This window comes from Microcoleus sp. T2B6, assembly GCF_036700475.1.
Classification (GTDB): domain Bacteria; phylum Cyanobacteriota; class Cyanobacteriia; order Cyanobacteriales; family Microcoleaceae; genus Microcoleus.
Genome location: NZ_JAUBOZ010000072.1, coordinates 29334 through 40211, shown reverse-complemented (window position 1 = coordinate 40211; position 10878 = coordinate 29334). Strand labels below are relative to the sequence as shown.

Annotated in this window: 13 protein-coding genes; 6 read left to right on the top strand and 7 right to left on the bottom strand. The window is 48.6% G+C overall.

What is annotated here, in order from left to right:
* Nucleotides 1-393 precede the first annotated feature (393 nt).
* Nucleotides 394-3162 (bottom strand): DUF3536 domain-containing protein, encoded by a 2769-nt coding sequence (locus QUA00_RS25540; RefSeq protein ID WP_333305866.1) that lies wholly within the window; start codon nt 3160-3162, stop codon nt 394-396.
* A gap of 548 nt (nt 3163-3710) precedes the next feature.
* Between QUA00_RS25540 and QUA00_RS25535 the strand changes: the two genes are divergently transcribed.
* The 6 genes from QUA00_RS25535 to QUA00_RS25510 all read left to right on the top strand — a co-directional run bounded on the left by QUA00_RS25535 (nt 3711) and on the right by QUA00_RS25510 (nt 5756).
* On the top strand, nt 3711-3938 hold the full coding sequence (locus tag QUA00_RS25535) for a hypothetical protein (RefSeq protein ID WP_333411607.1): 228 nt from the start codon (nt 3711-3713) through the stop codon (nt 3936-3938).
* Nucleotides 3917-4060 carry a nucleotidyltransferase domain-containing protein gene (locus QUA00_RS25530; protein ID WP_333411606.1) on the top strand — a complete coding sequence of 48 codons (144 nt, stop codon included), beginning with the start codon at nt 3917-3919 and terminating at the stop codon, nt 4058-4060. The genes QUA00_RS25535 and QUA00_RS25530 overlap by 22 nt, the downstream gene beginning before the upstream one ends.
* A 135-nt stretch (nt 4061-4195) precedes the next feature.
* Nucleotides 4196-4429: a DUF4160 domain-containing protein gene (locus tag QUA00_RS25525; protein ID WP_333411608.1), complete on the top strand. Its 234-nt coding sequence runs from the start codon at nt 4196-4198 to the stop codon at nt 4427-4429.
* Nucleotides 4430-4432: 3 nt separating this feature from the next.
* Complete coding sequence (locus QUA00_RS25520; RefSeq protein ID WP_333411605.1) at nt 4433-4711, top strand: DUF2442 domain-containing protein; 279 nt, start codon at nt 4433-4435, stop codon at nt 4709-4711.
* Nucleotides 4708-5211, top strand: coding sequence for a DUF4365 domain-containing protein (locus QUA00_RS25515; protein ID WP_333411604.1), 504 nt, complete (start codon nt 4708-4710; stop codon nt 5209-5211). Before QUA00_RS25520 ends, QUA00_RS25515 begins: the two co-directional genes overlap by 4 nt.
* Nucleotides 5208-5756: a hypothetical protein gene (locus tag QUA00_RS25510; RefSeq protein ID WP_333411603.1), complete on the top strand. Its 549-nt coding sequence runs from the start codon at nt 5208-5210 to the stop codon at nt 5754-5756. The genes QUA00_RS25515 and QUA00_RS25510 overlap by 4 nt, the downstream gene beginning before the upstream one ends.
* A gap of 3 nt (nt 5757-5759) precedes the next feature.
* Here the strand turns inward: QUA00_RS25510 and QUA00_RS25505 are convergent, their stop codons facing one another.
* From QUA00_RS25505 to QUA00_RS25480, 6 genes are all read right to left on the bottom strand, one after another.
* Nucleotides 5760-6224: a GNAT family N-acetyltransferase gene (locus QUA00_RS25505; protein ID WP_333411602.1), complete on the bottom strand. Its 465-nt coding sequence runs from the start codon at nt 6222-6224 to the stop codon at nt 5760-5762.
* An 18-nt stretch (nt 6225-6242) separates the two neighbouring features.
* Nucleotides 6243-7076, bottom strand: a complete 834-nt coding sequence (locus QUA00_RS25500; protein ID WP_333411601.1) for a class I SAM-dependent methyltransferase — start codon at nt 7074-7076, stop codon at nt 6243-6245.
* 5 nt (nt 7077-7081) lie between these two features.
* Nucleotides 7082-7894, bottom strand: coding sequence for an alpha/beta hydrolase (locus QUA00_RS25495; RefSeq protein WP_333411600.1), 813 nt, complete (start codon nt 7892-7894; stop codon nt 7082-7084).
* 32 nt (nt 7895-7926) lie between these two features.
* The gene (locus tag QUA00_RS25490) at nt 7927-9126 is read right to left on the bottom strand and encodes an FAD-dependent monooxygenase (protein WP_333411599.1); all 1200 of its coding nucleotides are present in this window, start codon (nt 9124-9126) and stop codon (nt 7927-7929) included.
* 154 nt (nt 9127-9280) lie between these two features.
* Entirely contained in the window at nt 9281-9877 is a 597-nt protein-coding gene (locus tag QUA00_RS25485; protein WP_333411598.1) for a Uma2 family endonuclease, read from the bottom strand.
* Nucleotides 9878-10296: 419 nt separating this feature from the next.
* Complete coding sequence (locus QUA00_RS25480; protein WP_333411597.1) at nt 10297-10713, bottom strand: VOC family protein; 417 nt, start codon at nt 10711-10713, stop codon at nt 10297-10299.
* Between the last annotated feature and the right edge of the window lie 165 nt (nt 10714-10878).

The window sequence follows — 10878 nt, the reverse complement described above, 5'->3', positions numbered from 1 at the left end:
CGTCGCATTTTCCGGTGTTATGACCCCAATAACGTAGTCAGTGAAGACTTAGGCTGGTCAATACAGCTTGCTTGATTCCTCTTACAAGCTCAGTGGCTTTAGCCCTGAGTTACTGACAGACTTATATTTAGTGTTCTCTCTTCAAAACTCTGCAAAGCCTACTGGTGCTTAACACTTGTACGCTTTGCCGCCAGTCTTCTTATCTTCCCACAAGTAGAGCGAAAACTTAAACAAAGTTGGCGGTTCCCTGTCGCTGCTTCGATCCCCAGCCACGATCCACGTCAGCCGAAATGTTGATGATTCTCGGTTGAACCCGTAGGCCCGATCGGGATTTAAACCCCGATCGGGCAGATTCTCAAGCGCGGGAATTGATTTCCTTGGCTAATCGAGAAACTATTTACTTAACTGATTTAACCAACACTCAACATCAACAGCCAAGGTTTGACCCAACTCCAGCAACTGCCGGATTGAAGACAAGTCCCAGCCGGCGCCGGAACCTGCAATCCCCAAGGCAACGGCAGCGACCACACTCTCGCCCTCGGAGGCATCTTGCAGTTGCAGCCAGCCCAAACACAGAGGCACAATTTGACTGTACAGAGAATCGAAATACAGTTCCTGCGATTTGTCCAAACACAAACCCAGACTCAGCCGATCGCCCACCGCAATCAAACGCTCGATCGTGCGGATATCAGCTTCCAACTTGACAGGCGAGCGATCCTCCGCGCCCGATCCTGCTTGCAGCAGCCTGTCTAGCGATCGCCAAACCAGCCTTTCCAAAATTTCCTTGACTTCGGGAACGTTCAACCGACAGCGGAGATGGCCGCTTTCAGTGGCGATCGCCTCAATTTCGGCCAGCAACGGTTCCACATCCTCCGTTTCCACTTCCAGCGCCTTGGCCGCCGTCAAACAGCGGTGTCCCAAAGCCACCTCAGCAGCCACCTGCAACTCTACCGGCACCGGCAACTCGTCTCGGTGGAAAGCCATCATCACCCCGTAATTTTCGCGGTAAACCTGAGTGTAAAGCTGATCCAACCGAGTCAAATTTTCCTGACTCAGCAACTGCACGATCCGGTGGCGTTCCTCAGCGAATAAATCCCGCAAGCTAAAGGACTGATCCCCAAACAGCCGCACCATTTCCAGAATCGCGTGGGCCGCCGAAGCTTCTTGCATAACCCCAAACAACCGCTCTTTCAGCATAGTGTAAGACCGGCGGCTGCCAAAAGGCTGAATGCAGCAGTGGAAGTCCCAGCCGCCGAGGTGGAACGCAGCAAACACATAAACCTCTGTTTCCCGCGTAATTTCCGAGGTTAACTGCAATTGACCCACAGCCAGAGTCATCGAGCCCATGCGCTGAATTTGGAAATCTTCCTGCAGGGCCTGATAGCAGTAAACTCGCTGTTCGCGGGGATATTTGGCAAACAGAGAACTGATCGCGTAGTGGGCTGCCACTTGTCTGAGACTAATTTGGGCTGTCACCACAAGTTTGCGGTAAACTTCGGCCCCTGTTTTGAAATAGTCAACGTTGCTGGGTACGAGGGCTAGTTGAGCGACAAAATCCTTTTCTAGCTGGATGCCGGTAACTTCGCCCGCCAATTCCAGCGCCCGGGCCGCGTAGCGCAGAATTTGCACGCCTTCGGGCCGCGAGATTTCTTCAAAAAACCAGCCGCAGCTAGTGAACATTAACAGGGTGTGGCGCTGCATTTCCAGCAGTCGCAGGGCATCCACCTGTTCTCCGGCATCGAGGGGGCGCACTTGATGGCGTTGGAGGAAACTGTCAACGTTAGCGGGCGATCGATCCCGGATGACCTCAATATATTCATCTCTAGCTTTCCAGGGATCGCTCAACAGCTTGCGCCCTGCTTCTTCGTAAATCGGAATCAGTCGATCGCGCAGCCAATTGAGAGTATCCCGCAGAGGGCGGCGCCATTTTTGGTTCCACTCGCCACCACCACCGCAGCCGCAATCATCTTGCCAGCGATCGACCCCGTGAGAACAACTCCAGGCCGTCACCGGTTTGAGTTCCACTTCCCAAGCGCTCGGATTTTGACTTAAATAATGAGCAAAATTCGTCACCGTCCAGCCTCGACGGGGAAACTCTTCTGTGAAGGCGTAAGCGAGGCATTTTTCCGTACTGTGTTTGTGGTGGCCGAAAGTTTCGCCGTCCGTCGCCACGCAGATTAATTGAGCCGGTCGGTGGTCTCCCCGTACTGCTTGACCCAAGCGCCCCACCAAGTGGTGGCTGCTGCTGAGAACGTCGTTGAAGCCCATATCCCGCGAGATCGGGCCATCGTAGAAAAAGATATCGATGTAGGGAGTGTTGGCAGGTGGGGCTTCGGAATTTTGGAAGTGCCTGCGGCCAAAATGGTGAGTGCTCAGTGGCGAGAGTTGGTGGTCAGCCATCAATCGCATTTCCGGCTTCAAATAGCAGCGGTACGGGCGTGTCGGATCGATTTGACCCCCGCCGACTTCGTGCCATTCGGAATTTTGCCCATGTTCCCCTTCGTGGTTTTGCCCGATTAGCGGGCGGCAGCGTTCGGCTTGGGAGGGGGCTAAGACAATGAAGCGGATGCCTTCAGCGACTAAAACTTCGAGGGTGGCGTAGTCTACGGCGGTTTCGGCGAGCCACATTCCTTCGGGATCGCGATCGAACCGGGAGCGAAAATCAGCGATCCCCCAGCGAATTTGGGTGTATTTGTCTCGCTCGTTAGCGAGAGGCATGATGATGTGATTGTAGACTTGGGCGATCGCGTTGCCGTGACCGTTGAGACGCTGACAGCTTTTGCGATCGGCCTCCAGAATCCGCTGGTAGACTTCCGCGTCGTAGCGTTCGAGCCAGCTCATCAGGGTGGGCCCGATGTTGAAGCTCATATACTCGTAGTTGTTGACGATCCCCGTGACTTCGCCGCGATCGTTAAGTATGCGGGCAAAGGCGTTCGGGCGGTAGCACTCGATGTCAATGCGTTCGTTCCAGTCGTGGGCGGGAGAGGCGCTGGCTTGGCGTTCGATCGCGTCCAGGTAAGGGTTTTCCCGGGGTGGCTGGTAAAAGTGACCGTGAACCGTCACGCACACCCCAGTTGCTGCAGCCACACTGGTTTGGGTTGCAGCCGTTACGGTTGGCGAAGGCAAAGGCAGCACATCGGATTGAGTTGTAGACGAAATCATGCGATCGAATCCTCAAGTAGTTAAAGACAATAAAACCAGCCTAATTAGAAACTGAAACCTTACGCAGCAAGAGTTACAGCTAGGCATCGGTTAGGGCTAAATTTGGCAGACAAGTTTTGATACATTTGTAGTATTGCGAGCAAAGCATTCGTTCCAAGATGCCAACCGTCGATCCCTGGGTTTTTTGCCAATGCTTTGCTGTTGAAAGAGTTAAAAAATGTAGCTTTTGCTGCTTTTTGGCACTTGCGACCCATTTCGGGTTAGTGCTTGCAGCACTGCTCATTGAGAGTTTCATTTACCTTGCTGGATTGTAAAGTCTTATTCATTAAATAGCAACTTTTCGCCGGAAAGATTTAATTTTTGGCAATAAATCTTAGCGGTTGTGGATATCGGTTTAATGCCCGATGGATTTATAGAATAAGAGTATTGCCCGAGTTTCGCATCATACTTTAGGTGCTTTTTACCTAAGTCCTGGAGAACTTAGGCCAGTTGAGTTGGGGCGGGGCAGATTTGCTGCAAATGTACTTTCCAAAAGAGTTGTAACACTTGTGCGGAGTCAAAAGGCAACAAAAAAGCAAAACGGTAAGTGTTATGTTTTAACTCCTGAGAGGTATGTGGGGGCGGAGGCGGAGGAGGAGGAGAAGGAGGGTTTGGACGAGAAGATGCTGCATTTGACGGCGAAGTTGGAGAGGCAATTTGCCGAGAGTGCCAAGTTAGAGGCGATGATTCGGGAAAATCGGCAGAGCGTGGAGTTATGGGAATTGAGGAATTTCTGAAGTCCAAGCGCTCCGATATCCTGAGAATTGCTACTCACCCAGGCGCGTTAAATGTGCGCGTTTTTGGTTCGGTTGCCAGGGGTGAAGCAACAGCAGATAGCGAGGTAGATTTTTTAGTATAATTGGAACCAAAACGCACGTTTTAAGGAATATTCAAGAATGTATTGAGCGGATTTAGTCTTACGAAACCGGGTAAAAGACGCCGAAAGAATTGTATAGGAGACAATCTAATGCCAGAACTGGGTTGATTTTTAGGCATCATCATCACGATGTACTATAACCACCACCCGCCCCCGCACTTTCATGCCCGCTACAATGAACAAAAAGCCATCATTGATATCGAAACCCTCTCAATCCTAGAAGGCAAACTTTCCCCTCGCATCTTAGGATTAGTTGTAGAGTGGGCTGCCCTTCATCAAACAGAGCTCATGCAAAACTGGCAACTTGCCAGACTTCAAACACCATTAGAACCTATTGCCCCTTTGGCATAAACAATGCTCAAAGATATTAGCTCAGTTCAACCATTAGAAAACTATCAACTTCACCTCAAATTTGAAGATAACCAAGAGGGAGTAGTTGACATCAGCCAATTAATCGAATTTACCGGAATCTTCGCCCCCCTGCAAGACTTGACTTACTTTAAACAAGTCAAACTAAATCCCGAATGGGGGACAATTTACTGGGAAAATGGAGCTGATTTAGACCCCGATGTTCTCTACTCCATTGTCACCAACCAAATAATATCAACCTATGAAAAAGTTTCCTTCAGATGAACGCCAACACCCAAAAAGAAGAATTTAGCTATGCTTATGTCTATGCGGTAACAGCCACGGCAAGCTACTCATTCCAAATAGCCCCGCGTCCCTTAGATGCAGAAGGAGTTGACGTAATTATTACAGGTTTGGGACCATCACAATCAACGCGCCGCCCTCGCCTAGATGTCCAAATAAAATGCACCTCCAGAAAATTACTGGATAATGAAATTATCCGATATCCCCTAGAAGTTAAAAACTATGAAGAATTAAGGCTAGAAAACCCTTTCGTCCCCCGCATTCTGATTATCGTTTTAGTACCCGACAGCCAAGAGGATTGGTTGCGCCAATCTCAACAAGAACTCTCCCTTCGCCATTGTGGCTACTGGGCATCATTGCGAGGGCTACCGCCCACCCAAAATCAAAACACTGTCACTGTTCAAATACCCACACAAAACATTTTCAACACAGACGCTTTAAAAACTCTCATGCAGCGCATTGAATCAGGAGAACTCCTATGATAGTAACAGTCCGCGACCCCGATATTCTCAAAACCTTAGAACCGCCTCAAGTCGCTGCTTATTTACAAAAACATGGATGGCACGAACAAAGCCGAGACGGTGACAAATCATCCATCTGGACTCGCAAGAATGAAGCAGGCGAAGACTACGAAATTTTGTTAGCTCTCAAACCAGAAGTCAGCGGTTTTGCTCTGCGGATGTACGAAGTCATGGAAACCCTAGAAATTGTCGAAAATCGCTCTCAAATTGAAATATTAGCCGACTTGATCACCTCACTACCCAATATGACCTTACAGGGAATTGTCATGCAAATTCACACCCCCAACACTGACAAATTAAGTGGCGAAATAACCTTAATAGGCGTCATTGCTGACAAATTGCGGAAAATTCAAACCTCCCTCGCAGACAAAGATTATATCCTGGCGATTAAAGCTTATCAAGAACGCTTACCGATTCTCTGTAGCGGTGACTTAATCAAAGACAACAACGCCTTCATCCTCAAAAATCCCCACAACTTAACTCTCGATGAATTATGGCAAAACTAAAAGTCACGCACAGTCTATCTCGCTCAATTGTAAATGATGCGTCGTATGCTGCCAATTGCGCTGAGTCTTGAATCCCAATTTTTGATAAAACCTGTCGGCTGCTGGCGTATCTGTTCGCAACGTCAATAACTGATAATGCTGACTGGCTTCGTAAATCAGCCGATCGACCAATAAACGCCCCACCCCCTTTCCCCGCCAAACTGACTCAACATACAAATGCCGCAATCGTCCAACTTTTGGATCGTTGAAATAAGGATCTCGATTCAAGCCGCAAATTCCGATCGCTCTTTCCTGCGATGACGCTATAAATAAAGCTTCACCAACCTTGTCGAAGCAGTTATAACCATTACGATAATCTCGAACCAGTCTTTCAACAAACTGAAAACCTTGGGACAGACTTTCCTCAATTAAATGGATAATTAATCCCTCATCAAATTCGGAAATTTTAGCGATATGAATATGCTGCATACTTTGAAAAAAGATTTGTTAAGTAAGGAGTGCATCGACTTGACCAGATTTATGGGCTCTGACAAAGAACATTGTGATATCGTTCTTATAACCTGCTGCGGTTGAAGCTTCATTTATTTCTGTAAAATATTCCAGCTTGCACTGCTGCCACTGTTCATCTGACCATTTCACATTTTGAAGCCCGAATGCACTCTTGCCATTGCCAGTCCACGCAGCTTCCGCATCTTGCAAGTAGAAGCCAAATTGCTCAGTCGTGATTTCGATGTCTTCAAACCCGATATTGTCAAGCATTTGGCAACACCTCTGCGGCGTTCCCAGTAACTCATTGGGATTCGGGATAGCAATACCGTATCTTTGTACTACTTTCCGAAACAAGACAGACGCGGTAGGGGAGGTTTCTGCCAGACAGGAAAATGCAAGTAACCCTCTTGGTTTCAGAGCATTGTGCCATCGACGCAGCGATGTCGGAATATCTGTGAAATAGACGATCGCCGACGAACACAAAATAACATCAAATTGGCTTTCCTGGAACTCTTGCTCGTCTGCATCCACTTTCTCAAACCTGATATTCGTCAGTCCCGAAACAGCGACTTTCTGCTCGGCTTGCAGCAGCATTCCCGAAGCAAAGTCAGTTCCCAAAACACGACCTGTGGAACCAACAGCAAAAGCCGCAGCAATCGCCGCTAAACCTGTTCCAGTAGCGACATCTAAAACTTGCTGACCGGGTTGTATTTTTGCCAACTCTACTAATCGGTTTGCAGCCCGTATATGAAGCTCAGTTTCGTAGTTTTGACGGTTGTTAAAGTCATTAAGAATTTGCTGTTTGTAGCTACTTAGCGAGGAGTCATTCATATCGATTATTTTGCCAAACAAATATCCAGTTCCCTAGCAAAGGCCTCCGGCGCATCCAGCATCAGCCAGTGTCCAGTATCGGCGATCGTAGTTGTCGTCAGTGTGGGACGGAGGATGTGGAGGCTGAAGGGAAAAGTGTTTGAGGGAGCAATAATTGCGTGGGCTCGTGTTCCAGGGGCTGCTAGGTAGCGATCGAGAGCATCAACTGCTTCAAAGGGAAACATCCCGCGATACATTCCACGCAGACAATCCCGTGGAGTCGCCGCCAAGCAAGCGAGTATCCGATCGCGCGTATGAGCCCTGCTTCCTGTCAGCGCCTCGTTGAAGCCCGCTTCCACAGCAGCCCGCCAATCCTCCATCTCCAGCGCCCTCTGGAAGGGGACGATGCGTGCCTCGTGCACCTCTGCAGGCACCTTGGTAAAATCTCCAGGTGGATCTGCCAGGATCAACTGCGCGATGCGGTGCGGTGCGCTGGCTGCTGTGGCGAGGGCAATACAAGCACCGAAACTGTGCCCGACGATCGCCACCCGATCGAGTCCCAGCCCATCCAGTACCGCCAAAACATCCGCTGCACAGGAGGCGGGCGCATAGTTGCCGTCCTCCGGCGGTGCAGAATCACCGTGTCCCCGCATATCAAGGGCGATCGCCCGTCGGGTACCGGCGACATGAGCAAGCTGGGCATCCCAGATGCTCGCAGAAACCGTCATACCGTGCACGAACACCACCGGCAGCGGTTCCGACTCCCCAGCGGTGACAGGGCGGCTGGCTTCGATGATGTGAATAGTGCCGATCGGTCCTTTGAGAGTTGTCGATCGCATACAATTTTCTCCTAATTTGGAATTTCCTCTTTTCACACAACCAATTTTACCTCTGTTACTCCTTGGCGCAATTCATACTGTCCTTTAACCCAAAATTGTTGAATTTGTTTACCCAAAAAGGGAGCAATTTGCATCATTAATAAACGTATAAATACATTGTTTCGCAGTTGTTCACCTTTCCACGCTTCTTGTGCTTGAAGTTGTTGGGCGCGAATAATTTCCGGTTCTCGTTCTGCCTGAATCCGCGATAATGCTAAGTCAATATCCTCGTAATTAGCCCCTGCTTTCAATAAAGGTACAAGGTGATTGGCGGCAACAATTACATCGCGTAACGCCATGTTAATTCCTTGAGCGCGAACCGGAGACATCGGATGTGCAGCATCCCCCAAAAGTATGATTCCTGGTCGATGCCAGCGCGGACAGCGACCAACCACAACAGATAATCGCATCGGAGATTCGATCGTATCCGCACAGTTGCGGAAATGTTCTGCCATCCACGCAGGCGATCGCGATGCGAAAGTTTCTGCCCAGTCTGTGTGTTTCCAATCGGTTTTGTCATCTGCCGATAGCACCCAAGCCAGATGAAGTTTTCCTGATTCTGCCCCATGAAAGACACTGAATCCGCTACCGCCATTCAGGATGGAATAAAATACATTATCCGCCACAAACCGAGGATGAGCGGCAAGTTTAAACCACAGAACATCTATACTATTCTGCTGTTTTACTAACTCTAATTCTGCACGCTGTCGTACAACCGAGTTTCTACCATCTGTACCAATCACAAGTGCAGCAGGAATCTCTCGCCCATCTCCTAGCTTTACACCCGCAATGCGATCGTTGCTGTACAGTAAATCTTTTACGGGAACACCTGAGATAAATTCAAACTCTGGATGCAACTGAGCTTCTGAAATTAGTGTTTCTAGCAAAGGCGGTTGCGATACCAGCGTACAAGGTCGATTTGACCCCATTGGCTCATCAACTCGAAATAGTTGCCGATCGCCCACAACGAACTCCCAGGCATCAATTTGTCGGTGTGGAACACCTTCTAGGATAGTGGATAAACCCATTTGGGCGATCGCATCCAATCCGCTGGGCATTAACCCTTCACCGCGAAACACTCGATACGAATCTTTTGCAGCCTCAATCAATGTTGTGCGAATACCTCGTTTTACCAGCAGCAAAGCAAGTGCCGCACCAGTTGGCCCCGATCCGACAATTACAACTTGTGTCATTTGGTATTTTTCATTGCTTGTTGCGGATATTGAGATGCGAACAGAGGTGGTTAAAGGGTGCGCGACGATCTATTAGACATCTCCCATAATTATCGTGGAACAGGCATCCTGCCTGTTCAAAACCTGCTTTTTTGGAGAAGTCTCTTAATCCCAGCTATTTTTGGAGTGCCTGTTGAAAAGTCTTAACTGCATCAACATGATTCACCATATTGATGCAGCGCAACAACAAATCCAAATCGATCCCTTTCACCTCCTCACTACTGGAAACCTTTTCATAATGAAGTGTATTCCCCTCTCCCCGCAGGTGATAAACCTCTAACAATCCATCTTCCCAAAACCACACTTCAGGAATTTTCAGCCGCTTGTATGCCTCCAGCTTGTCGAGCCCGCCACTGGAAAACACGATTTCGAGCGCCAAATCGGGTAGCCTACGACCGGGAGCAAGTTTATAAGATTTATCGGCCTCTCGCTTGACTTTACCCGTTTCACTTTCCAGAGTCATTGAGCCAGTTGGAGTAAAGTCAAACCCCGCCATCAGCAGGTAAAGCTCCAACAATGCACCAATTCTTTCTTTAACGGTTTCGTGGGGTTCTCCAGGCATTAGTTTAATCTCCAAAACTCCATCCAGGAAAGAAAGTCGATATCCTGGACGGTCTAACAATTGCTCAACTGCTTTGAACTCTCTCCAAGTGAGTCCCTCAAACAGAAGGGGTGATTCTTTTCTGGGTGGTGCGATGATTGCTGCAGTCATCAAAATTGCTGGGTTAGAAACCCCGTCCTTCCAGGACGGCTTTACATTAAATCAAAACCCCTTTCGGAGCCCAGGGGTATGGTTGCCCCTCCATTGGAGATATGGTTGTCTCCATCCCATTTTTGGGTAACGTTAGCTTGTCGGTCAAAGTTTAGTGAGCTTGTTAGGCCCAAAGCACTGTAAAGCGTGACCTTAGAACTGTTTAACCTTGAGCGATAGAGCGGAAAACTAGCTACGCATTCTCCGGTATCGTGACTCAAAAAACATAGTCCGCTTGCGGACGCAAGGCTGGTCAGAACGGCTTGTTAGATTTCTCTTCCAAGCCTCATGCCTTTAGGCTGAGGTTCCTGACTTGATTCTCCAGTCTATTTCCCGATGAGAAACGATCGGGTTTGGAGGGCGATTTGTTTATTATAACTTTAAGTAGCTTTCTCCACTGTAAATCCGATTTCTTGCCCGTAGGATAGTTCCAGCGTGTGACCGTCCGGGTCTCGCAAAAAAGCCCAGTAGCCGATCGGATATCCAGCATCTTTTGGTTCCTCAAGCAGTACGCCTTCTTGACGTGCTTTGTCACAGAGTTCGTCCATATATTCGCGGCTTTTGCAACCTACTCCGAGGTGTGCAAAGGGAGACAGAACGGGATGTACGGAGTCTGTTTGAATTAGCACAATTACAAAAGGGCGAGTGCAGTCAGAAAGCCAGACCACAGCAACACCTGCTTTGGCATCAATGCGGCGGTGGACGACCTGCATTCCAGCATAGTTGGAGTAGAATTCAATACTGCGATCGACATCAGAAACGGGCAGTGCGATGTGTGTGAGACCGATATCACTCATATGTTATGTTGCTCCAGTCATATTAGGCTTAGCATCAATAATTGCCACTTCCAATATCATAATTTTAATGAGATGAGCGCCACTTTGCAGCTTTCAGATCGATTTCTTTTTTGAAAAAATCTAGTTTTCTTGATATGGCTGATAATTATTGGCTCCTGTTGTCAT

What these genes read in the sequence shown, in the direction of transcription:
- QUA00_RS25540 (WP_333305866.1), bottom strand. Translation starts at nt 3,162, where the DNA reads ATGATTTCGTCTACAACTCAATCCGATGTGCTGCCTTTGCCTTCGCCA.
- QUA00_RS25530 (WP_333411606.1), top strand. Translation starts at nt 3,917, where the DNA reads ATGGGAATTGAGGAATTTCTGAAGTCCAAGCGCTCCGATATCCTGAGA.
- QUA00_RS25520 (WP_333411605.1), top strand. Translation starts at nt 4,433, where the DNA reads ATGCTCAAAGATATTAGCTCAGTTCAACCATTAGAAAACTATCAACTT.
- QUA00_RS25515 (WP_333411604.1), top strand. Translation starts at nt 4,708, where the DNA reads ATGAACGCCAACACCCAAAAAGAAGAATTTAGCTATGCTTATGTCTAT.
- QUA00_RS25510 (WP_333411603.1), top strand. Translation starts at nt 5,208, where the DNA reads ATGATAGTAACAGTCCGCGACCCCGATATTCTCAAAACCTTAGAACCG.
- QUA00_RS25505 (WP_333411602.1), bottom strand. Translation starts at nt 6,224, where the DNA reads ATGCAGCATATTCATATCGCTAAAATTTCCGAATTTGATGAGGGATTA.
- QUA00_RS25500 (WP_333411601.1), bottom strand. Translation starts at nt 7,076, where the DNA reads ATGAATGACTCCTCGCTAAGTAGCTACAAACAGCAAATTCTTAATGAC.
- QUA00_RS25495 (WP_333411600.1), bottom strand. Translation starts at nt 7,894, where the DNA reads ATGCGATCGACAACTCTCAAAGGACCGATCGGCACTATTCACATCATC.
- QUA00_RS25490 (WP_333411599.1), bottom strand. Translation starts at nt 9,126, where the DNA reads ATGACACAAGTTGTAATTGTCGGATCGGGGCCAACTGGTGCGGCACTT.
- QUA00_RS25485 (WP_333411598.1), bottom strand. Translation starts at nt 9,877, where the DNA reads ATGACTGCAGCAATCATCGCACCACCCAGAAAAGAATCACCCCTTCTG.
- QUA00_RS25480 (WP_333411597.1), bottom strand. Translation starts at nt 10,713, where the DNA reads ATGAGTGATATCGGTCTCACACACATCGCACTGCCCGTTTCTGATGTC.